At 41.5% G+C, this 23,072-nt stretch carries 23 protein-coding genes; 13 read left to right on the top strand and 10 right to left on the bottom strand.

The window, feature by feature from the left end; genetic code table 11:
- Positions 1 to 98: 98 nt before the first annotated feature.
- The 3 genes from ftsX to ftsY form a co-directional block, all read right to left on the bottom strand.
- The gene (gene ftsX / locus METVE_RS0100615) at positions 99 to 998 is read right to left on the bottom strand and encodes a permease-like cell division protein FtsX (protein ID WP_020166506.1); all 900 of its coding nucleotides are present in this window, start codon (positions 996 to 998) and stop codon (positions 99 to 101) included.
- Positions 995 to 1,735: a cell division ATP-binding protein FtsE gene (gene ftsE, locus METVE_RS0100610; protein WP_020166505.1), complete on the bottom strand. Its 741-nt coding sequence runs from the start codon at positions 1,733 to 1,735 to the stop codon at positions 995 to 997. The genes ftsX and ftsE overlap by 4 nt, the downstream gene beginning before the upstream one ends.
- 115 nt (positions 1,736 to 1,850) lie before the next feature.
- A complete protein-coding gene (gene ftsY / locus METVE_RS0100605; RefSeq protein ID WP_020184141.1) occupies positions 1,851 to 2,948 on the bottom strand; it encodes a signal recognition particle-docking protein FtsY in 1,098 nt (365 codons plus the stop codon).
- 195 nt (positions 2,949 to 3,143) lie between these two features.
- Between ftsY and METVE_RS0100600 the strand changes: the two genes are divergently transcribed.
- The 7 genes from METVE_RS0100600 to METVE_RS0100570 all read left to right on the top strand — a co-directional run bounded on the left by METVE_RS0100600 (position 3,144) and on the right by METVE_RS0100570 (position 8,305).
- The gene (locus tag METVE_RS0100600) at positions 3,144 to 4,568 is read left to right on the top strand and encodes a M16 family metallopeptidase (RefSeq protein WP_020166503.1); all 1,425 of its coding nucleotides are present in this window, start codon (positions 3,144 to 3,146) and stop codon (positions 4,566 to 4,568) included.
- A gap of 150 nt (positions 4,569 to 4,718) precedes the next feature.
- On the top strand, positions 4,719 to 6,017 hold the full coding sequence (locus METVE_RS0100595) for a M16 family metallopeptidase (protein WP_020166502.1): 1,299 nt from the start codon (positions 4,719 to 4,721) through the stop codon (positions 6,015 to 6,017).
- A gap of 124 nt (positions 6,018 to 6,141) precedes the next feature.
- The gene (rsmD, locus tag METVE_RS0100590; RefSeq protein WP_020166501.1) at positions 6,142 to 6,729 is read left to right on the top strand and encodes a 16S rRNA (guanine(966)-N(2))-methyltransferase RsmD; all 588 of its coding nucleotides are present in this window, start codon (positions 6,142 to 6,144) and stop codon (positions 6,727 to 6,729) included.
- A 26-nt stretch (positions 6,730 to 6,755) separates the two neighbouring features.
- A complete protein-coding gene (gene coaD, locus METVE_RS0100585) occupies positions 6,756 to 7,271 on the top strand; it encodes a pantetheine-phosphate adenylyltransferase (protein ID WP_020166500.1) in 516 nt (171 codons plus the stop codon).
- Between the two features lie 13 nt (positions 7,272 to 7,284).
- A complete protein-coding gene (locus METVE_RS0100580) occupies positions 7,285 to 7,542 on the top strand; it encodes a YfhL family 4Fe-4S dicluster ferredoxin (RefSeq protein WP_020166499.1) in 258 nt (85 codons plus the stop codon).
- A 67-nt stretch (positions 7,543 to 7,609) separates the two neighbouring features.
- Complete coding sequence (gene gloA, locus METVE_RS0100575; protein ID WP_020166498.1) at positions 7,610 to 8,011, top strand: lactoylglutathione lyase; 402 nt, start codon at positions 7,610 to 7,612, stop codon at positions 8,009 to 8,011.
- A 30-nt stretch (positions 8,012 to 8,041) separates the two neighbouring features.
- Positions 8,042 to 8,305 (top strand): hypothetical protein, encoded by a 264-nt coding sequence (locus tag METVE_RS0100570; RefSeq protein ID WP_020166497.1) that lies wholly within the window; start codon positions 8,042 to 8,044, stop codon positions 8,303 to 8,305.
- 20 nt (positions 8,306 to 8,325) lie between these two features.
- Here METVE_RS0100570 and METVE_RS0100565 read toward each other — a convergent pair whose 3' ends face one another.
- The 6 genes from METVE_RS0100565 to waaC form a co-directional block, all read right to left on the bottom strand.
- Positions 8,326 to 9,000 carry a DUF6445 family protein gene (locus tag METVE_RS0100565; protein ID WP_020166496.1) on the bottom strand — a complete coding sequence of 225 codons (675 nt, stop codon included), beginning with the start codon at positions 8,998 to 9,000 and terminating at the stop codon, positions 8,326 to 8,328.
- A 290-nt stretch (positions 9,001 to 9,290) separates the two neighbouring features.
- The gene (locus METVE_RS0100560) at positions 9,291 to 9,644 is read right to left on the bottom strand and encodes a hypothetical protein (RefSeq protein ID WP_020166495.1); all 354 of its coding nucleotides are present in this window, start codon (positions 9,642 to 9,644) and stop codon (positions 9,291 to 9,293) included.
- A 194-nt stretch (positions 9,645 to 9,838) separates the two neighbouring features.
- On the bottom strand, positions 9,839 to 10,969 hold the full coding sequence (dnaJ, locus tag METVE_RS0100555; protein ID WP_020166494.1) for a molecular chaperone DnaJ: 1,131 nt from the start codon (positions 10,967 to 10,969) through the stop codon (positions 9,839 to 9,841).
- Between the two features lie 121 nt (positions 10,970 to 11,090).
- Entirely contained in the window at positions 11,091 to 13,016 is a 1,926-nt protein-coding gene (dnaK, locus tag METVE_RS0100550; protein ID WP_020166493.1) for a molecular chaperone DnaK, read from the bottom strand.
- A gap of 142 nt (positions 13,017 to 13,158) precedes the next feature.
- Positions 13,159 to 13,677 (bottom strand): nucleotide exchange factor GrpE, encoded by a 519-nt coding sequence (grpE, locus tag METVE_RS0100545; protein ID WP_020166492.1) that lies wholly within the window; start codon positions 13,675 to 13,677, stop codon positions 13,159 to 13,161.
- A gap of 106 nt (positions 13,678 to 13,783) precedes the next feature.
- Entirely contained in the window at positions 13,784 to 14,755 is a 972-nt protein-coding gene (waaC, locus tag METVE_RS0100540; RefSeq protein ID WP_020166491.1) for a lipopolysaccharide heptosyltransferase I, read from the bottom strand.
- 87 nt (positions 14,756 to 14,842) lie between these two features.
- On the opposite strand from waaC, the gene METVE_RS0100535 reads away from it, so the two are divergent.
- The gene (locus tag METVE_RS0100535; RefSeq protein ID WP_020166490.1) at positions 14,843 to 16,015 is read left to right on the top strand and encodes a glycosyltransferase family 4 protein; all 1,173 of its coding nucleotides are present in this window, start codon (positions 14,843 to 14,845) and stop codon (positions 16,013 to 16,015) included.
- A complete protein-coding gene (rfaP, locus tag METVE_RS0100530) occupies positions 16,008 to 16,823 on the top strand; it encodes a lipopolysaccharide core heptose(I) kinase RfaP (RefSeq protein WP_020166489.1) in 816 nt (271 codons plus the stop codon). The genes METVE_RS0100535 and rfaP overlap by 8 nt, the downstream gene beginning before the upstream one ends.
- On the opposite strand, the gene METVE_RS0100525 is transcribed toward rfaP, so the two are convergent.
- A complete protein-coding gene (locus METVE_RS0100525; protein WP_020166488.1) occupies positions 16,813 to 17,736 on the bottom strand; it encodes a lysophospholipid acyltransferase family protein in 924 nt (307 codons plus the stop codon). The genes rfaP and METVE_RS0100525 overlap by 11 nt on opposite strands.
- 93 nt (positions 17,737 to 17,829) lie before the next feature.
- On the opposite strand from METVE_RS0100525, the gene METVE_RS0100520 reads away from it, so the two are divergent.
- From METVE_RS0100520 to METVE_RS0100505, 4 genes are all read left to right on the top strand, one after another.
- A complete protein-coding gene (locus METVE_RS0100520; RefSeq protein WP_020166487.1) occupies positions 17,830 to 18,615 on the top strand; it encodes a lipopolysaccharide kinase InaA family protein in 786 nt (261 codons plus the stop codon).
- A 4-nt stretch (positions 18,616 to 18,619) separates the two neighbouring features.
- A complete protein-coding gene (locus METVE_RS0100515) occupies positions 18,620 to 19,597 on the top strand; it encodes a glycosyltransferase family 9 protein (protein WP_020166486.1) in 978 nt (325 codons plus the stop codon).
- Positions 19,584 to 21,062, top strand: a complete 1,479-nt coding sequence (locus tag METVE_RS0100510; protein ID WP_020166485.1) for a lipopolysaccharide kinase InaA family protein — start codon at positions 19,584 to 19,586, stop codon at positions 21,060 to 21,062. The genes METVE_RS0100515 and METVE_RS0100510 overlap by 14 nt, the downstream gene beginning before the upstream one ends.
- A 73-nt stretch (positions 21,063 to 21,135) precedes the next feature.
- The gene (locus METVE_RS0100505; RefSeq protein ID WP_020166484.1) at positions 21,136 to 22,869 is read left to right on the top strand and encodes a carbamoyltransferase family protein; all 1,734 of its coding nucleotides are present in this window, start codon (positions 21,136 to 21,138) and stop codon (positions 22,867 to 22,869) included.
- The last annotated feature ends 203 nt before the right edge of the window (positions 22,870 to 23,072 follow it).

Genomic DNA, 23,072 nt, shown 5'->3' with positions numbered 1-23,072 from the left:
TCCCGTAGTTCAAATTTTAATGGGCGCTCGAATTGTTGCTGAACGGGTTAGTTAATCGTTTGGGAAGATTAAGGTTTTGAAATTTATAGTTGATAAATCTAAGTTTTTTTAGCTGAACTGGTTAGTGAAAAATAGGCGGATAACCAGCCAAGCGCGATTGAAATTATTAAAATAACCAAAAATTCATCAAATGATAAAAAGTGTAGATTGAAATCTGACTGGTAACTATTGGCGATGGTTTGGATGGTTTGATTCAAAAATAGTATCATCAACCATGTAATCAGCAATGCTAATACGCCGCCGCCAAAGCCATATAAACCACCAACATACAAAAATGGCCTGCGGATAAAACTCTTGGTTGCACCAATAAGCTGGCTTAGTTCTATTTCTGCGCTTTGCGTTAAGATTTGCATGCGGATGGTGTTACCAATTACCGCAACTAACGCAAAACCTAATAAACTCGCCAAAATAATTAAGATTTTTTTGCCCAAAAGCAGCATGGAATTTAGACGTTTTATCCAAGTGCCATCGACTAATACAGTTTCTACGCCCTCTAATTTGCTCAAGTCATTTTTCAGCGCGTCGATTGAATTAGCTTCCAGTAGTTTCGGCTCTATAAAAAATGCATCTGGCAGCGGATTGCCTTGTAAAGAATCCAGTATTGATTTATTCGCATCAATTGCAGCTAACTGTTCAAGCGCATCTTCTTTTGAAACATAGGTCACTTGTTGAATCGCTGGATTTTGTTTGAGCGTTTTTTCAATGCTTGTAACAAGTGCTTTATCATGCTTTTCCGTCAAAAAAACGCTGATTTTCGATTCACTCTTAACGCTACTGACCAAGCCATTTAAGTTGTCTAAAACAATATAAGCGACGCTTGGCAACGCAAGTGTTACGCCAATACTTAAGCAAATCAACAGGGTGCTGAGCTTGTTTTTTTTAAAACGTGATAAGACTAAGCGTAAAGCCTGCGCATGATGTGTCAGCCAAATTTTCATACGATGACCTCTGAAATATTTGTGCTAGTCAATTTGCCATGATTCAGATGCAACACTTTACTTTCCGGTTGTGTATTTTCATGCGAGATAGTTTGAGATTCCATTTTTTCGTTGGGCGATTGATTTTCGACATCTGCGCGCCCAAGCGCATCGTGCGTAGCGATGATAACAGTGACACCAACTTGTTGAAATGCTTTGAAAAGTGTCAAAATGTCCGCCGCATAATTTTTATCCAAATTACCAGTTGGTTCATCTGCAATCAAAATAGCGGGTTTGCTCACGACGGCGCGTGCAATCGCCAAACGTTGCTGCTCACCGCCAGATAATGTAATCGGCATAGATTTTTCACGACCTAGAAGTCCCACTTTATCCAACGCCGCACGAATGCGTTTAGCGGCTTCTTGCCCTGTAATGCCGTTAATAGCCAATGGCAATGCGACATTTTGAAAGCAATTGCGGTCATAAAGTAATTTATGATCCTGAAAAATTAAGCCAAATTTGCGGCGTATAAACGGCAAAGTGGCTTCTTTTAATTTGCTCACGTTTTGATTGTTAATCAATACCGTGCCGTTGGTTGGGCGCTCAATCGCGGCCATTAATTTAAGCAATGTGCTTTTGCCCGCGCCAGAATGGCCAGTGACGTAAACAAGCTCACCTTGCTCGATACTAAAGCTTACGTTGCTAATTGCATCGATGCTGCCAGGATAGCGTTTGGTGACGTTGTCGAAAGTAATCATAGATAGATTTTATTTGAAACCGAATTGAACTGCATGATGAAAATAGTATATCGCCTGAATAATAATTTTTAAGTGATTAAATAGTGTTAACTAAACGATTAATCAAATGGTCAACTTAATCAAACAGTGCCTCTACAAAAGCTTGCGCGTTAAACGGACGTAAATCGTCAATCGCTTCGCCGATGCCAATAAAGCGCACTGGAATTGGCCTCGCTTCTGCAATCGCCGCAATCACGCCGCCTTTGGCGGTTCCGTCTAACTTGCTTAATACCAGACCAGTCACACCTAGCGCATCATCAAACGCTTTCACTTGGCTAACGGCATTTTGGCCGGTGTTGGAATCGATGACTAACAAAATCTCATGCGGCGCGCCAGGGTAAGCTTTATCAATCACGCGCTGTACTTTTTTAATTTCATCCATTAAATGCATTTGTGTCGGCAAACGTCCTGCCGTATCAGCAATCACAATATCTATTTTTCTTGCAATGGCTGAGTTCACCGCATCAAATATAACCGCTGCCGCATCGCCACCTTCACTGGCAATCACATGCACATTATTACGCTCGCCCCATATCTGCAATTGCTCACGCGCGGCGGCTCTGAAAGTATCACCTGCGGCAATTAGAACACTTTTGCCTTGTGCTTGAAATAGTTTGGCCAGTTTGCCAATGGTAGTTGTTTTGCCCGCACCATTTACGCCTGCCAACATAATTACAAATGGCTTCTGCAGATTGGTTTGCAAAGGTATTTCTAACGGCGTTAATACTGCCAATAATTCAATCTTTAATGCTTGTTTAAGCGCTGTGGTATCTTGTAGATTTTCACGTTTGACGCGTTTTTTTAAATTATCCAGTAACCGCTGGGTAGCGGCTACGCCAATGTCGGATGTCAGCAGAATTGTTTCTAACTCTTCATAAGTTTCTGCATCGATTTTTCCGCCACCGAATAAGCTATTTAGCTGACCACCAAGCTGCTGGCGCGTTTTAGATAGACTTTGTTTTAAGCGCTCAGTAAAACTTAACTCTATTTTTTCTGTTACTTTTTTTTGCTCTGCCTCTTTCGGCACTACATCAGTTGGCTGTGCGATAACAGGCGTTGCACTTGGGGGTATTATCTCTGCCGGAAAACTTGCTTCATTATTGGGTTGATTAACAGCCTGTTCTTTTAAATCGTTGCTATCAGGCTGAGGTTTTTTCTTAAAAATATTAAACATGGCACACTTTAAATAACTATTAATGATCATTTTAGTCGTAAAATCGGCAACGTGCCATTAGTGGCAAGCAGGAACTAAATTTATTTAAGCTATGTCATTATTGGGCGTGTCATTCTCTATTTACATTAACTAGTTACATTCAATTAGTTATTTGCAAGCGCCTACTCATTTATTGATTTTTAAGAAAGATTTTTTGTGCGAACACCTATAAAAAAAGCGATAAAAAAAACAAATTCGAGATTAGTCTTACTATTATTGGCATTAAGCCCCTTGCTTATATCATCGTATGCGCAAGCTGAGATTCAAGAATTCAAATTGAGTAACGGCATGAAAGTAATCGTGCAAGAAGACCATCGCGCGCCAGTAGTGGTGTCACAAGTGTGGTATCGCGCAGGCAGTTTAGATGAAGTAAATGGTAAAACTGGTGTGGCGCATGTGCTGGAACACATGATGTTCAAAGGCACAAAACGGGTGCCAGCAGGGCAATTCTCACGCATAGTAGCAGCTGCAGGCGGTAAGGAAAACGCATTCACTGGTACAGATTACACTTGTTATTATCAGCAACTAGAAAAATCGCATTTGCCACTTTCTTTTAAGTTGGAGTCAGATCGCATGACCAATTTGGTCATCACAGATGAAGAATTTGCTAAAGAAATCAAAGTGGTAATGGAAGAACGTCGCTGGCGCACAGAAGATAAGCCACAATCAAAAGTGAACGAGCAGTTTCAATCCACCAGTTTTAATGCACACCCTTATGCAAGGCCAGTTGTTGGCTGGATGAACGATTTAGAGAATATGACTGCCGCCGATGCGCGTGAATGGTACAACACTTGGTATGCACCCAATAATGCGACTTTGGTTGTGGTGGGCGATGTGAAAACACAAGACGTCTTAAAATTAGCAAAACAATATTTTGGTGCGATAAAGCCTAAAGTATTGCCAGCTAGAAAACCACAGACGGAGCCAGCCCAAATCGGCGAGCGTCGCGTGGTGGTGAAAGCGCCAGGTAAATTACCATATTTGATGATGGGCTTTCATGCGCCAACTTTACATTCATCAACAGAATCAAAACCGACGACAGCAGAACAAGCTTGGGAACCGTATGCTTTAGATGTCTTATCTGGCGTATTAAGTGGTAATGATTCTGCTCGATTAAATCAGAAACTAGTGCGTGAAACTTCTATTGCTGTTGATGTTGGGACTGGTTATGACACAACCTCTCGCGGCCGCGAAGCCTTGTTTGAATTGGTTGGCACGCCAGCAGAAGGCAAAACCGTAGCGGAACTAGAGGCAGCTTTAGTGGCACAAATCGAATTGATTAAAAGCAATGGCGTCACACAGCAAGAGTTGGATCGTGTTAAAGCAGCAGTGATTGCGGCAGATATTTATCAGCGTGATTCGATGTTTTACCAGGGCATGCAAATCGGTCAACTTGAAACCATGGGTTACAGTTGGCGCTTACTGAAAGAGTATCCCGAGCGTCTGAAAGCGATTACATCAGAGCAAATTCAAGCTGTGGCAAAAAAATATCTGGTTAAAGACAATATGACGATTGCAACGCTAGACCCGCAGCCTATTGATCCGAATGCTAAGCCAGTCGGCAAACCCCACATCCACTAGTAAAAAATGCAAACCTTGTCGTCATACGTCGTTGTGCAATCTCTCGTGTACCTAATGTACACGTCGATATCGCACGCCTAGTCTGACTTAAAGCTTTGCATTTTTAATAATAAATAATTTTGAAAACAAAAATCCATTTAAGGTTTTAGAATGAAAACAATGCAATATTTAATCGTTTTTTTTGTGACTTTTTTAGCGTTAAGTGCTAACGCTGCCGTTAAGATTAATCATTGGCAAACAACTTCTGGTAGCGATGTATATTTTGTCGAAAATCATGATTTGCCGATTATTGATATAAGTGTGAATTTTCCTGCGGGTAGTTCGCACGATAGCAAAGCCACTTCTGGCGTTGCTGGTGTGACCAAATATATGATGACGCTGGGCGCTGACGGTTTGACTGAAGAAGCGATTACCAATCAGTTTGCAGACATCGGTGCTATTTTGGGTGGTGAGTTAGATTTGGATAGAGCAGCATTTAAATTGCGTACATTAACCAGTGAGCAAGCTAAAGCGCTGACTGTTTTTAATAAGATTTTGCACAAGCCTGATTTCCCTCAAGCGATTTTAGAACGCGAAAAAACACGTATCGTTGCTGGTTTACAAGAAGCCGCAACGCAACCTGAAAGCATTTCAAACAAAGCGTTTATGCAGGCTTTATATGGCGCGCACCCTTACAGTTTGGATGAAAGCGGTGAAATCGATACGATTCAAGCGATGAAACGCGATGACTTAACCAGTTTTTATCAGCAATATTACACTGCAAAAAGCGCCACAATCGCGCTGATAGGCGATATGACAGAAGCACAGGCGCGTGAGATAGCTGAAAATGTATCTAAAGGTTTGCCACAAGGCGCAGCGGTAGAAAAAATCGCACAAGTGACTTTACCAACTGCAGCCAACAATCAAACAATTAACCATCCAGCCAGCCAATCTCACATTTTGTTAGGTTATCCAGGTGTTAAGCGCGGCGATGCAGATTACTTTCCATTATATGTGGGCAACTACATTCTGGGCGGTGGTGGATTTGTCTCACGCTTGACCGAAGAAGTGCGTGAAAAACGTGGTTTGGTTTACAGCGTTTACAGCTATTTTATGCCAATGGGCGAGTTAGGTCCTTTTCAAATCGGTTTACAAACTAAGAGAGAACAAGCCAACGACGCGCTTAAAGTAGTGAACGAAACGGTGACCAAATTCATCCAAAATGGTGTGACTGAGAAAGAACTGAAAGCGGCTAAATCGAATATCATTGGCGGCTTTCCGATGCGCCTTGATAGCAATAGTAAGATATTAGATTACTTAAGTGTGATTGGATTTTACAAATTGCCGTTGACGTACCTAGAAGACTTTAATAAAGAAATTGAAAAAGTGACCACTGCGCAAATTAAAGATGCGTTCAAACGCCGTATCAAGCCAGACCACTTTGTATCGGTGATTGTTGGCGGACAATAGTGACGCAGTCAAATAGTATCAACTTGAGTCAGATCTGAAATTTAAGGCTTACTCAAGTTGATAAAAATTCTGTCATAACGCGTTAAAATACGGTTTTGCTGCTACTCAGTATTGATACAAAACCTTGTCAAAATCTAAACTTAACACTAAATCCAGCATCAAAACTGTCAGTAACCAAATCCGCATCAATGCTGGCGTTTGGCGTAGCCGCTTGCTCAAATTCCCCGATGTAGAAGGTTTGCGGCCCACGCCTGAACGCGTTCGGCAAACGGTTTTTAATTGGCTAGGGCAAGACTTAACAGGTAAAACTTGCTTAGATTTGTTCGCGGGAACAGGCGCGTTTGGGTTCGAAGCGTTATCGCGCAATGCTAAAAGTGTGGTGATGGTAGAAAGCTCAACGGCAGCTTATAAATCGCTTTTGCAAAATCAAACCTTGTTAAATGCGCAAAATTGCCAGATACATCAAGTTGATGCTTTAAATTTTCTAAGTCAGCCGACGCAAAAGATGGATATTATTTTTTGCGACCCGCCTTATAACAAAGATTGGCTTAACAAATTACTTCCACTATTAAATCAACACCTTGCCGCAGATGGTATTGTGTACATAGAAGCAGAATTTGAAGTGCTATCCAGCGATACTTGGCAAGTCATTAAGCAAAATAAAGCGGGCAACGTGTACTATCATTTGCTAAAATCGGTTTCAACTTCTTAATATGTTGCATTGATTTAAGGTTATCCATGAGCAAAAAACGCATTGCTGTCTATCCGGGAACATTTGATCCAATCACTTTAGGTCATGAAGATATCGTGCATCGTGCCGCTAATTTATTTGATGAATTGATTGTTGCCGTTGCGGGTAGCACCAATAAAAGCACCTTATTCACCTTAGAGGAGCGTGTCGCGCTTGCACAAAGTGGCTTTAAAAAATCCAGTAATATTAAAGTGGTTGGATTCAGTGGTTTGTTAATGCAGTTTGTGCAAGATCAAGGCGCGCAAATGGTGATTCGCGGCTTACGCGCTGCCAGCGATTTTGAATATGAGTTTCAATTAGCCGGCATGAATCGCAAGCTTTACCCAAAGTTAGAAACCTTGTTTTTGACGCCTGCAGAACAATATATGTTTGTATCCAGCAGTCTTGTGCGCGAAGTCGCCAAATTGGGAGGCGATGTGCATCAGTTTGTTTCATCAACGGTTGAAGAGGCCATTTTGCAAAAACTGAAAACTGACCAAAATTTAACAAATGCAGAAGTTTAAATGAGCATAATCTATGGCACTTTTTATAACAGATGAATGCATTAATTGCGATGTTTGTGAGCCTGAATGTCCGAATGAGGCAATTTATCAAGGTCAGGAAATCTACGAAATCAATCCTAATTTGTGCACAGAATGTGTAGGGCATTTTGATCAGCCGCAATGCGTAGCGGTGTGTCCAGTGAATTGCATTCCGCTAAATCCAGACATGGTTGAAACACAAGAGCAGTTGTTGAATAAGTATTATCAATTGACGCAATTAAAAACAGCCTAAGAATAACTGTTCTTAAAAATAAATTGTTTAAAAATAATGAATCTATAAAGCTCAAGGAGAGTTTGAAATGAGAATTTTGCATACGATGTTACGTGTTGGCAACTTAGAACAGTCGGTTAATTTCTATACAAAAGTGTTAGGAATGAAACTGATACGCCAACAAGATTATCCCGATGGCGAATTTACGCTGGCATTTGTCGGCTATGGTAATGAGTACGACAACAGCGTGCTTGAGCTTACTTATAACTATGGCAAAACCAGCTACGAAATGGGCGGCGCTTATGGTCACTTGGCACTTGAAGTGGATGATGCTTATAAAGCCTGTGAACAGGTGAAAGCCGCTGGCGGAAGCGTGATTCGTGAAGCAGGGCCAATGAAACACGGCACGATTGTGATTGCTTTTATTGAAGACCCTGACGGATACAAGATTGAGTTTATTCAAAAAGGCAGTATTGAATATCCCAGATAGCGAATGAATTAGGTCAATATTGATAAAAATATGACTGACAATAAGCAACAATTAAGAGTCGCAGTGCAAGCCGCTTTAGATGGCGATTGGGAAGCTGCGCATCATATTACGCAAGATTATTCTGATGCGACCGCCAATTGGCTACATGCAGTATTGCACAAGATAGAAGGTGATGTGGGCAATAGCTATTATTGGTATGCGCGCACTTCAATGAATTGCACTAATGCAAGAACATATGCCGACTTTAATGATGTGCGTGAAGAGTTAACGGCCATATTAAACAATCTAAAGTAAGATGTTTAAATTGATAATTTTTATACGTTAATCGCGCTAGTTCGATTCAATGGAAACACATTGTGTTTTTGCGCATCAATCTTGCTCACAAAAAACACCTGTGCCAAGCGCGAATCTTTTAAGGTTTTGCCAAAAAACTGGTTCGCCGCATGGTAATGGCGGCCTTCATATAAAATCAGCGTGTTATACATATTGTTCACGCGCACGATCTCATCAAACATATTGTGATAACTGGTATCCATCGCGATCTGACCGGCGTCAAACCGCTTGTCATTATCTTTCAATGCTTGCTCATATTTCACTGCATCAAAATTTTTGTTGGGTTTGAATAATGAGGTGCCAGAATCCAGTGGCGCATCCGGCGACAAATACAACACAGCCGCAAAAACCGTATTACTGTCTGTGTGAATCACGCCACGGTCAAACTCTGCTGAAACGCTTTGAAAGCTAGTGGTAATCGTCCAGCGCATATAATCGTGTTCAGAATTGTGAAATACAGAGACGATTTTACTGCAGACTTTTTCAAATAAAGGTTTGTTGATAATCGATAAGTCTTTAGTGCGACAACCAGGAAACACGTACTTGGCATCTTTTAAATCACGCCGAAATTGATACTTTTGACTCAACGCGAATTGCCGCACTGCATCAGGGTTTTCGTAAAAATTTTCAATAATGGTGACAGGATATAAATTCATAGAAGGCTTAAAAACAAATTGAGATGCGTGCTTTTCCACAGAAAAGCATTTGCAGTATATCTTGCGCTTTGTTTTTTATCTAGTTGTGCAATTGATGAGAAGCCAGAATTGGTTTTGCACAAAAAATTGATACATTTTATTGGTTAACTATTGATGCAGAGCATGATTGATGCGGTCAAATTGAAGTAATACTTCAATCAAATAAAAATGCCCGCATGTGCGGGCAAATTCTACGTTAACAGCTAAGCTGTTAACAACAAGTAAATTAATTAAATGGGGATTAAATAGTGTTAAACCGCATCAGTTAACGTCACGTATTTCATGTGACCATCAACCAATACAAACCTTGCATCCATCATGCCATGCGTCTTTAAAACTGCATCGTGGTAAACCCAAATAACACCAGCAATATCACCCGCTGAATTTTTCATCATCACAATTTCATCTGGCTTACCAAAATTACTCGCCAATTGATTAGGTGATGTGTGTTGCAATATATCTTGAAATTTAATCTCAGACATTACTTTGCCATCGTTTGCGGCATTTTGATTAAAGCCTGAAGCATTTGCTTTAAAAGATCCTAATGCCAAACTTGTTAATACCAAGCCGCCCAATAAAACACTTTTTACTAATTCTCTTTTCATTGCATTATCTCCATTTAATTAAGTTAAATGAATAATATCAAAGAGATATGTCGGTTTAATGACGCGCGTGTAACGAAAATGTAATCGATGAATAATTAACGTAAATGAAATGTTACAAATTGAAAATTAAAAACCTGCAATCGCAGGCTTTTAAAATATACTAAATAATGACTAGTTTCGCTGAAGATTTTAAACTATTCAAAAAAATCTTTTACTTTATCCATCCAGCTTTTATTTCGTGGGCTATGTTTACCAGAATCTGCTTGCGTGCTGATTTCAAACTCGCGTAATAAATCTTTTTGTTTTTCCGTTAATTTAACGGGTGTTTCAACTACAACATGCACCATTAAATCGCCATAATCAGATTGGCGTAACGGTTTAATGCCTTTGCCTTTAAGCCTGAAAACGCCGCCAGTTTGCGTTTCTGCTGGGATTTTCATTTTGGCAGAACCGCCTAAAGTAGGCACTTCAATCTCGCCACCAATGGCTGCGGTGCTGAAACTAATCGGCATTTCGCAATGTAAATTGCCGCCATCGCGTTGGAATATCTCATGTTGTTTTAAATGCACAACGACGTACAAATCACCCGTTGGGCCGCCGTTTACACCAGCTTCGCCTTCGCCTGTTAAACGAATACGATCGCCTTCATCCACGCCAGCGGGGATTTTAACTGATAAGGTTTTATTGATTTTTTGACGACCAGCACCATGACAAGTGCCGCATTTGTCTTCTTCTTTAATGATTTTGCCGCTTCCATGACATTTTGGACAAGTTTGCTGAACAGAAAAAAAGCCTTGCTGCATGCGCACTTGGCCATGACCAGCACAAGTGGAGCACGTAACTGGTGATTTGCCCGCTTTAGCGCCTGTGCCTTTGCAGGTTTCACACGCCGCTTGCACAGGAATGCGAATCTTGGTTTCAGTCCCTTTTGCCGCATCTTCTAACGAAATTTCCATGTTGTAACGCAAGTCTGCACCGCGGTACACATTGTTACGCTGACCGCCGCCTTGGCGCGCACCGCCAAAAATATCACCAAAAATATCGCCAAATGCATCACCAAAACCTGCACCACCAAATCCAGATGCGCCACCACCATGCTCAAAAGCCGCATGACCATATTGATCATAAGCCGCACGTTTTTGGTCGTCACTCAGCGTTTCATAGGCTTCTTTCGCCTCTTTAAATTGCTCTTCTGCTTTTGGATTATCAGGGTTGCGATCTGGATGATATTTCATCGCTAGTTTGCGATAAGACTTTTTAATTTCTTCATCGCTGGCATCTTTGTTAACGCCTAATACTTCGTAGTAATCTTTTTTGGTTGCCATGGTTTGATATTTATCTAATCTATTGTGAATCGTCAGTTATTTTTTAATGAATAGTTAATAACGAAAAATCGTTAGCATCATTTTAGGACGCTAACGATTATCGATTACTTAACTAAAAAACTTAGTCTTTTTTCACTTCTTCAAACTCAGCGTCCATCACTTCGGCATCAACCGTTTTTTCGCCTTCTGGGCTTGGTTGTGCATTGGCGGTATTCGCTTTTGCTTGCTCTTCTGCATACACTTTTTCACCCAGTTTTTGCGCTGCTTCGGTCAATGCATTGGTTTTCGCTTCAATCACGTCTTTGTCGTCAGATTGCAACACATCTTCAACATCTTTCAATGCCGTTTCAATCGCTGTTTTTTCCGCTTCATCCAACTTATCGCCATGCTCGCTCAATGATTTTTTCACTGAGTGAACCATGCCATCGGCTGCATTACGTGCATCAACCAATTCGCGATATTTCTTATCTTCATCCGCGTATTTAATTGCATCTTCTTCCATTTGCTGAATTTCAGCTTCAGACAAACCAGAGTTTGCTTTAATGGTGATTTTATTTTCTTTACCAGTGGCTTTGTCTTTAGCAGAAACGTGCAAAATACCGTTCGCATCAATATCAAAAGTTACTTCAATTTGCGGCATGCCACGTGGTGCTGGTGGAATGTCTGACAAATTAAATTGGCCAAGCGATTTATTGGCAGAAGCCATTTCACGCTCACCTTGCAACACTTGAATCGTCACTGCATTTTGGTTGTCATCAGCGGTTGAAAACGTTTGCGATGCCTTAGTTGGAATCGTCGTATTTTTCTTGATAACCTTAGTCATCACGCCGCCGAGTGTTTCAATACCTAATGACAATGGTGTAACGTCTAATAACAACACATCTTTAACGTCACCTTTCAACACGCCACCTTGAATCGCTGCACCTACTGCAACTGCTTCATCAGGGTTCACGTCTTTACGTGGTTCTTTGCCGAAAATCTCTTTTACTTTCTCTTGCACTTTAGGCATACGGCTTTGACCGCCAACTAAAATCACGTCAGTGATATCGTCAATTGAAACGCCAGCATCTTTAATCGCAGTGCGGCATGGTGCCATTGTGCGTTCGATCAAGTCTTCAACTAATGACTCTAACTTAGCACGTGTGATTTTCACCACTAAGTGTTTCGGGCCAGTCGCATCGGCTGTGATATACGGCAAGTTCACTTCAGTTTGTGTTGCGCCAGAAAGCTCGATTTTTGCTTTTTCAGCCGCTTCTTTCAAACGTTGTTTTGCCAATAGGTCATTGCGTAAATCTAAACCGCCGTTTTCTTTTTTGAACTCATCAGCCAAAAAGTCGATTAAACGGTTATCAAAGTCTTCACCACCTAGGAAAGTATCGCCGTTGGTACTCAAGACTTCAAATTGATGTTCGCCATCAATGCTTGAAATTTCAATGATTGAAACGTCGAATGTACCGCCACCCAAGTCATACACCGCAATCTTGCGATCACCTTCTTGTTTGTCTAAACCAAAGGCTAACGCAGCTGCAGTTGGCTCATTGATGATACGTTTCACATCTAAACCAGCAATACGGCCAGCATCTTTAGTCGCTTGGCGTTGGCTATCGTTAAAGTAAGCTGGCACAGTAATCACTGCCTCAGTCACTTCTTCGCCCAGATAGTCTTCCGCTGTTTTTTTCATTTTACGTAATACTTCAGCAGAAATTTGCGGTGGTGCCATTTTCACGCCGCGCACTTCAACCCATGCATCGCCGTTATCCGCTTTTGCAATCGTGTAAGGCATCAATTTGATGTCTTTTTGCACTTCTTTTTCTTCAAAGCGACGACCAATTAAACGCTTAACTGCATACAGCGTATTTTTCGGGTTAGTCACCGCTTGGCGTTTAGCTGGCGCGCCGGCTAAGATTTCGCCATCTTCTTGGTAGGCGATGATTGAAGGCGTTGTGCGCGTACCTTCTGAGTTTTCAATCACGCGTGGCTTGCCGCCTTCCATCACAGCGACGCAAGAGTTTGTTGTACCTAAATCAATACCAATAATTTTGCCCATGTTGCTTATTCCTTATCTTTCTAAATAACTATAAATTGAGTTATGCGTTCAAACTTTTGTTGAACAACTTAACAGTAATATTGGGTGAATTTTTTGCTTTTCAATAGCCTTAAAAGACTTGTGGCTATTCTATTTAAATGGCTTACTTTGCAACCATGACCAACGCAGGTCTTAATACGCGTTCGTTCAAGGTGTAGCCTTTTTGCAATACGCTAGTTACCGTATTTGGTTCGCCACTGTTTTCCAGCATCGAAATCGCTTGGTGTTTATTCGGATCGAATTTCTCACCGACTGGATTGACTTCTGCGATATGGAATTTTTCAAATACCGCCGCCAATTGTTTAATGGTGATTTGAATACCATCTTTATAAGACTGCACATCAGCCGCTTCAATCAGCACTGCTGCATCTAAACTATCTTTTACGGCTAATAATTCGCCACTGAATTTTTCCAGCGCAAATTTGCGCGCCTTATCAATATCATCATTGGCACGACGGCGAATATTTTCACCTTCAGCTTTAGTGTATAAAACACTGGCTTTCGCTTCTTCTAACGCCGCTTCTAATTCGGCAATGCGCTCTTCAGCTGTTTGCACGCTAGTTTCTTCAATTGGCGTTTCTGATTGTGAATTATCTAAATCTGCTTGTTTATCTTCTTGCATGTGTTTCCCCATTCATTAATAACACTGTTTTGAACGTGGGGATAAGCGGTTTTATTTCAAGTGTGCCAGCGCAAAATTTGCGCAATTTTTTGAGTTAAATTGAGTGTTAAGTTATTTGAGAGGGCGTTTGAATTTGACTGAGATGCGTCAAAACACTATCAACACTAGGTATTTCGCCAATATTGCCCAGATTAACGACTGGCGCACGACTACCTACAACGCCAGTTAGCGCTGGGTTAGTGTCAGTGTAAATAGCGATAGTTGGAATATTCAGTGCCGCCGACAAATGCGATAAACCTGTATCTACGCCAATGGCGGCTTTTGCTTGGCTGATTGTTGATGCTAATTCTGCTATGTTTGATTTTGGTAATACGACCGCATTCTCCAAACTCTGTGCAATCTCTTCGGCACGCGCCAATTCAGCAGCGTTCGACCAAGGTAGCATCATATTGAGTTGCTGGTTTTTTAAGGCTTTTCCAAGGTTAATCCAATGCTCAGTTGGCCACAGTTTGCTATCGCGGCTAGTGCCATGCAGCGCGATCAAAAAAGGTTTGCTGGGAATTGCATTTAAATCAACCTTAGCTTGTATGCCGTAATCAGGCGCATTCGTCGGCGCGGTATAACCTAAACTTAACGCCGCCAATGTACGATTTCTGCTGACGGCATGTTGCTGATAAGAAATAGCATAAGTTTTATCGTAAAAATGACTAGCAATAGCTTCGCGAATCGATTGTTTATCGTAGCCATGTTTGACGCCATTTGTCAGCCACGTAATGAACGCGCTTTTGAATAAACCTTGCGTATCAATCACCGCATCATATTGATTACTAGCGATTAACTGCTTGAATTGTTTGATTTCTGACCAGGTTTGAGTGTTAAGTAAGTGCTTACGCCAACGCCTGAATGCAACGGTGTACACTTGGTTAATGGCTGGATGCAGGCGTGGAATGTCAGCAAAACTTTCTTCCACTATCCAGTCAATCTGCGCGTTTGGAAAAGCGGCATGAATATCGTTGATGACAGGCAGGCAATGAATCACATCGCCCAGCGAAGAGGTTTTAACAATGAGAATTTTCATGAGTCTAAATATAATTTTTAGGCATTATTTTGAGCATTTTCGCATACAATCAACTTTTTCATGCATTGAAAAACCGCTCATTACCTCATGAAGTTTGCTTTTATTATTTTTAAATACTTTCCGTTTGGCGGCATGCAGCGCGATATGCTGCGCACCGCCAATGAACTGGTTAAACGCGGACATGCGGTAGAGATTTTTACCATGAGTTGGCAGGGCGACGCACCTGCCAATATCAAGGTGCATGAATTGCCACAAAAAGCTTGGTTTAATTATCAGCGTTATCAGCAATTTATACAGGTGACTTTTACGCAAATAAAAGACAATCATTTTGATTATGTGTTTGGCTACAACCGCATGGCGGGTTTGGATGCGCATTTTGCTGCAGACCCTTGTTTTATAGAGCGTGCGCACAAGCAGCGTCATTTCTTATATCGCCTATTGCCACGTTTTAAATGGTTTGCTGCATGTGAAAAAGCCGTGTTTTCAGCAGAACTTAACACGCAAATATTAGCAGTTTCTCTGACAGAAAAGCCGCATTTTCAGCATTGGTATGGCACACAAAGTGAGCGCTTTCACTATATTCCACCGTTTTTATCGCCACAGCGATTTGTGTTGCAAGATAAAGCTAAAATGCGCGCGCATTTACGCGATGCTTTCGGTTTTGCACCGCATGACTTTGTGTTCTTATTAACAGGTTCTGGCTTTGCGATGAAAGGCTTGGATCGGGCGATTCTGGCGCTTGCTGCATTGCCTGATGCGATGCGTGCGAATACAAAATTGGTCGCAGTAGGGCAAGATAATCCCAAGCAATTTCTAAAAATGGCAAAAAATCTGGACGTTCAAAATCATGTGGTGATATCAAAAGGCCGGCCCGATACGCCACAATTAATGCAGGGCGCCGATGTGTGCATTCACCCCGCTTATCGCGAAAATACTGGTTTGGTGATATTGGAAGGCATGGCGAGTGGCGCGCCAATGCTGGTGACGGCCAGTTGTGGTTATGCGCATCATGTAGCGGATGCTGATGCAGGAATCGTATCGACTTCACCTTTTAACCAAGATGAATTTAATCAACAGTTTTTGCAGATGATACAAACAGAGCAAAAAGCAAAGTGGTCGCAAAACGGTTTAGCTTATGTGCAGCAAATTATGCAAGCCAATGATGGCAGTGCAGAAGCTGGGATTTTAATTGCGCTTGCAGGCAAAAAAATAGCTGAGCAAAAACAGGCTTTGTACGAAAAAGAGAAGTCGCATGAATAATCATTTAGTGGTGCCTGAAGAAATTAAAAAACATCTTAGTGCTGATGTGTTTAACGCGTTGATACAAATGCCTGGCAAAGCTTTTCGTGATGTACGCGGCCGTAAAACCATACAAGTTACATTAGGTGGAAAAAGTTATTTTATTAAGCAGCATTTTGGCGTGGGCTGGGCTGAGATTTTTAAGAATCTAATTGCCTTTAAAAAGCCTATTCTGGGTGCGATGACAGAAGTAAACGCCATTCAAAAACTTAACGCAATTGGCATACCAACCACGCCGCTGGTGGCTTATGGTCAGCAGGGTTGTAATCCCGCGACAATGCAGTCTTTTGTGATGACAGAAGATCTTGGTGATATTGTCAGTTTGGAAGAACTTAGCGCGGATTGGTCTGCATATTCAGATAGTTTTAAGCAAGCATTGATGCAAGCAGTTGCTGAGTTAGCGAGCAAATTACATGGCGCAGAGCTTTGCCATCGTGATTTTTATTTATGCCACTTTGTTTTGAAGAAACATGACTTAAACTTTAAAGATTCAAGCATCAAAAATCTACACTTAATCGATTTGCATCGCATGTTAAAAGACCAGCCAAGCAATGGCAACGCGGTGATGAAAGATATCGCAGGGCTTTATTTTTCTGCCATGCAATACGGGTTAAGTACCAATGATTTAGCAATATTCAAGCAACATTACTTACCGCAAAGCCCAGATTTTTGGGCGCAAGTGGAGTCGCGTTCGCAGGCTTTGTTAACCAAATTTAATAGCCAGAAATTTCAGCAACGTTTGCAAAAAGAAAAGTCAGCTATTCGCTAGGATTTTTTGTGGATTTTGATTTCAATTCTGCAGTAGTTGCGGGCGCTTCCCGTTTTTCCATCGCATGCCGCCTTTGTTTATAGCGGTCATAACGCCATAAATATTGTGCTGGGTTTAGCGCGATTTGTTGCTCAATCGCATTATTTAGTAATGTTGTCGTGGCAATCGATTCCAAGCGGGTAATGTGAATATCAAAGCCAGTGCCATTTGCTAGTCGCTCACCAAATGCCATAATCACCGTCGCGCCAGTTTTTTCTGCTAGTTTGCTGGCTAGAGTCATCGTATAAGCCTGTTTCCCGAAAAAATCTGCCCATTCACCTTCGCCCGCAGCAGGTATTTGGTCGGGCAAAATGCCAATTGCTTCATTGCGTTTCAATGCTTGCATCAGCTTTCGTACGCCGCTTGCGCTTGCTTCTGCCAATGTGACGCCTTTGCGGGTGCGGCCTTGCAATATAAAGTTGTGCAATAGTTGCAATTTCGGTGGGCGATACAATACGGTGATGGGATGTTTTGAGCCATAATAAATGGACGTTATTTCAAAACAACCTAAATGCGGCGTTAAAAAGATAATCCCTTTACCCAGTTGCAAGGCATCTTTAACAGTTTGCCAGCCATGCACTTGTCTGACTAAACCCAGAATGTCCGTTTCTTTTTTCTGCCAAATACCAATCGTTTCAAATACAGCTTTGCCAGATTCCCCAATATTTGCATTTAAAATTTGCTTAAATTGCTGTGCACCTTTAGCTAACCCACTGGTTTTAATATTGTTTTTAATGGTGATTGACGATTTTGGCATGCACCAATAGATTAACCAACCAAGCACGACGCCCAAGCGGTGTAAACTCGGTAGTGATAAAATACCGAAAAATTTAAAAACAGCATTCAAAATAGTGTTAAAAATAAAATTGAGCATTTTTAAGTGTTAAGTATCAGCTTTACCATTTATAGCGCAGCAGTTTGATGGCGGCGCATGTTAGTTTAAAGATGACAGTTTAAAGGATATTTTTTGCAAAGCACTATTTCTCCCCAATATCAGCCATTGTTGCAGCAGCATCAATTAGCTAGCTTTGAGCAGTTGTGGCGCTATGAAGGTGATTGGTTTGAGCCGCCAAACCGTGAGCGTGGCGGCTGGAGTGGTGTCAATTATATTGAACTGACTGATGCGAGTGGCAAGTTGCAAGGGTTTTATCTTAAGCGGCAACAAGCACACATGCGCCGTACGTGGCGACATCCGTTTGTGGGTGAACCTACTTTTGTACGCGAATTTGAGATTTTAGAATATTTAGGCAAACGCAATGTGTCCACGCCAAAGTTGGTTTTTTTCGGTAATCAGCAAGACAAAGCGATATTGCTGACCGAAGCGTTAACAGGATTTATGGCGGCAGATGATTGGCTAAAAAATCACGCCAATATCAGCATTAATCAACAAAGAATGCTGATGCGCGCATTGGCAAATGCGGTGCGAAAACTGCACCAAGCGGGTGTTCAGCATCGCTCTCTTTACCTTAAGCATTTGTTTATTAAGGAAAATGGTGCTGGTTTTGAAGAAAATAATTTTGAAGTGGCTGCCATTGATTTTGAAAAATCACGTATCACGGCTTTTATCGCGTGGTTTCGATTTGCTGATTTAATCACGTTACATTATCGAGCGATTAATTTAAGGGCAAGCAACAAACTGGCTTTTTTTAAGCAGTATTTTGGTGTTAACTCTTTAACAGACAACACTTTAAACACACGGCATAAATTTTTATGTCGCTATTTAAATAAAAAATCATTACAAAAAAGCACATAAAACCATGCATTTAAACAATACAGACAAGATTTTAATATTGGCTTCGGCAAGTACAGGTAACAATGTTTTCTGTACGCCAGCCATCAAGTTCTTACGCAAACATCTGCCGCAAGCGACAATTGATGTAATCGCACTGAACAAATTAAGCGCAGAAGTTTTTGAAAATAGCCCAGACATTAATCGCTTAATCGTTTTAAATCGCTTCTTTGGCAATGCGCGTGCATTTGACCGATTGGCGAAAAACTATAATCAGCATATTTGCTTAAATATCAATGCGTTAAAAAAAATAAAAGGCAGAAAAACGGCGCTAAAGGTGATTCCAGAATATATAAATGGCGTTGCACGCGGCGAGCAGCAGTTGCAATTCGTGGCTTCTTTAATTAATCAACCGATTACAGATGCTGACAGACAATATGTGATTGGTAACGGAATTGCGGGCAAGTTTGCAGGCTTGGGTAAAGTCAGTACATCTGATGTGTTAGTAAATATTCACTTGGGCTGTGGCACCACCTCATTACATGGCTGGAAGTTTTTCTATAAGAATCGTGCTAATAACGATCGGCTTTGGTCGGTTGATCAATATATTGCGCTAGGACAAGCCTTAATTAAGGCGAATCCTGCGATTAGAATTGTGGTAACAGGCACTAGAAATGAGGCGTTTTTAGCTAAACAATTTCAACAAAGTGTGCCGAATACCATTAACTTAGTTGGTAAAACCAGCGCTAAAGATGTGTTCGATTTAATGCAGGACATGTCTTTATTCATAGCGCATGATTGTGGCGTTTTTCATCTTGCATCGGCTTCAACCGTGCCTATTGTTGGGCTATATGGCCCGACTGATCCTATCTTGGCGGGGCCGTATCCTGTGCGTCCGCAGCATCATATTATCAAAGCGGAATCGATGGCGGCAATTGAAACGGCAGAAGTGCTGGAAGCTGCTTTAAATTTATTAGCGAAGTTTCCACGCCTTGCAACTGCCTGATTTAAAATCGATAACCGCGCCTTGTGTGATGGCGTTTGATTTGCACCTGGCTGACGGCTCAACGCTGGCGATTAGTGGGATTGTACGCGTAGTGCCGAATAAACGTCTGGTTTGCAAAGCTGTTTGGAATCATACCAATGTTTATGCCAAGTTATTTATTGGTGCAAATGCTCAGCGTTATGCCCAGCGCGATAAGCAGGGCGTGCAAGCGTTGATTCAGGCGAATATTGCAACGCCAGACTTGCTGTTTACGGGTAATGCTGCTGTAAATGAGGTGTTAATATTTAAAGCAGTAGAACCCGTGCAAAATGCAGAGGTGCTTTATCTGCAATTAAACTCATCACAAGAAAAAGCGGCTCGTTTCAATTTAATGTTAAAACTCACTGCAATTGTCGCGCAATTGCATCGTGCAGACTTACAGCAAACAGATTTATATTTTAAAAACTTTCTAATCGATGCTGAAACTGTTTATGCCATTGATGGCGATGGTATTCAGTCATTCTCACCACTTTTTAAACAGCGCCAAAAGTATCGAAATTTAGCGATTTTATTCTCTAAAATGGATGCGCTAGATAGTGGCTGGATTGATGATTTTTATACACATTATTGCAAGTTAACTGGCGTGAAATACTCTGTATTACATTATGCAAATATCTACAACTTAACCCAAAAATTACGCCAAAAAGCCGCGAGTGATTATGCCGATAAGAAAGTGTTTAGAACTTGCAGTGATGTAAAAGTGAAGCAAACTTTTAAGCAATATGCGGCATTTTCTAGTGATTTCGATGCGACGGATTTGACCTTGCAGCAACTGGATTCTTCCCTAAATGAACCTGCAAATAGGCTGAAAAGCGGCAACACTTGCACGGTGGGAAAATCCATTGTCGCCCAGCAAAATGTGGTGATTAAACGCTATAACATTAAAAATATCTGGCATGGGTTGAAATTGAGTATTTCTCAAAGTCGTGCGGCGAAATCCTGGGCGAATGCGCACCGATTAAGCATTCTAAATATTACGACCGCAAAACCTTTGGCTTTAATTGAAACGCGTTTTGGCTGGATTAAGCGGCGCGCTTATTTTTTAAGTGCGTATATCGATGCGCCAGATATTGCGGAATTTTTTGCGTTAAGTAACGATATTGCGACCAAAGAAAAAGTCGCACATGAAACGGCCTTGCTGTTTTATAAGCTGAATCTATTGCAGATTTCACATGGTGATTGCAAGGCAAGCAATATTAAAGTCGTGGATTCTAAGCCTGTTTTAATCGATTTAGATAGTATGCAAGCGCATCGATGCACTTGGTGGTTTGAGAAAAAACATATCAAAGATTTAAAAAGATTCATGCAAAATTGGTCGAATAACGCTGAAACAAGCGCAATTTTTAAGCAGGCGTTTGTACAAGTCTATGATGAAATTGAAGATTACCAGTTCGCCACTATTTTAGAACGGGCAAAAATTGCCTAAACCCAGTAAAATGAGCAAGAAGTTAATATTGACTAGTTGAAATTGACTAATTGAAATCGAGAAGAAGCACAGTATGATTGTATTGGGATTATCGGGCGCGTTGGGACATGACGCTTCAGCCGCCATTTTAGTGGGTGGTAAAATCATCGCGGCGGCGGAAGAAGAGCGTTTTATTCGTGATAAACACGCGAAAAATAAATTTCCGTATGAAGCAGTAAAATTCTGCTTGAAACAATCAGGCATTAAAGCCGAAGATGTGGAGGTTGTGGCTTTTCCGTATGCAGAAATTCCATTAACCAGCAAGGCGCGCTGGCATTATGCCAAACGTCATTGGTATGCGCCAGATCGCGCTTTGGATGCGCTCTTCAACGGCAATCGCCGCTTTCGTCGCAACCGTGATAAATCGCTAAAATTGATGGCAGATTTAGGGTTAACTAACGCTAAATTCGTACCGGTAGAACATCATTTGGCGCATGCTTCTAGTGCTTATCATTTAAGTGGCTTTAAAGAAAAAACTGCCATTGTTGGCATCGATGGCAAAGGCGAATACGCCACGACTTTCTTTGGATATGGCGAAAACGGCAAAATCCATAAGATTAAAGAGTTTTACGATCCTGATTCTCTCGGTGGCATGTATGGCGCGATTACCGAGTATTTGGGTTTTGAGATGCTGGATGGCGAATTTAAAGTCATGGGTATGGCGCCATATGGCGATGCCAGTAAATATGATTTGTCACGCTTGGCGACTTTTGAGAATGGTGAGCTGATCATTGATACCAAGCTGGTGAATGTGGTCGGTTTGCGCCGTTACAAAGAAAACGGGCCGGATGGAAAATCTAAGGGCTATTATTTCACGCCAGAACTCATCGATTGGTTAGGCCCAAAACGTAGCGGCGACGAGATTGATAATCCATATATTCATTATGCGGCATCGATTCAGGCTTTGTTGGAAGATGTTGCGCTGAAAATGATTAATTATTATCTTGGTGACATCATTAAAGAAACCGGCAAAATCGTGATGGCAGGTGGCGTTGCGCTTAATGTTAAATTGAATCAACGCATTATTAATATGCCGCATGTGAAAGAGTTATTCGTACAGCCTGCATCTGGTGATGCAGGTACATCACTTGGCGCAGCAACTTATGCCGCAAATGACGCGGGCGATACGATTGAGCCAATGCAACACGCGTATTTAGGCCCAGCGTTTAGCAGTGCAGAATGTGTTGCCGCTTGCGAAGCGCATCCGAATAAACCGATATTCACTAAAGTGGATAATTTCCCTCAGAAAGCGGCTGAGTTATTAGCGGCTGGTAATCCATTGGCATGGCTGCAAGGCCGCATGGAGTTTGGCCCACGCTCATTAGGCTGTCGCAGTATTTTGGGCGACCCAAGCTTTCCTGGCGTGGCTGACCGCATCAACGCGCAGATTAAATACCGTGAACGCTGGCGTCCTTTTTGCCCAAGTATGTTAGATAGAGTTGCGCCAGAAATATTGCAAACCAATCATCCTGCGCCTTATATGACATTTACATTCGATGTGGCCGATTCTTGGAAATCGCGTATTCCAGAAGTGGTGCATGAAGATGGTACAGCGCGTGCGCAAGTGGTGACTCATGCAACTAATCCGCGTTATTACGAATTGATTGAGCATCTTGAAAAATTGCGCGGCACAGCAGTTGTGCTGAATACGTCATTGAATCGTCGCGGCGAACCGATGATTTGCTCACCAACTGACGCATTGAATATGTTTTACGGTTGCGATTTAGAATATTTGATGATGGAAGATATTCTTGTGACTAAAAAATAGAAAATTGTCTGTATTGTTTTGAATAAATTTTAAATATTCCTAAATCTAAATTGATGCGATTTTTAGCATTATTTTATTGTTAATCGCACATTTTGTTACACGCTTAATTTGACGGATAACGCTCAATTAGCGATAATCGGAGAGTTAGGTTTTTTATTCAAAACAGCAGTAACTCATTGTAAAAGCATCTATTATAAAAAAGC

The sequence above is a fragment of the Methylotenera versatilis 79 genome, assembly GCF_000384375.1.
Taxonomy (GTDB): Bacteria; Pseudomonadota; Gammaproteobacteria; order Burkholderiales; family Methylophilaceae; genus Methylotenera_A; species Methylotenera_A versatilis_B.
The sequence above is the reverse complement of the archived record's forward strand: the minus strand, read 5'-3'. Positions and strand labels throughout refer to the sequence as shown.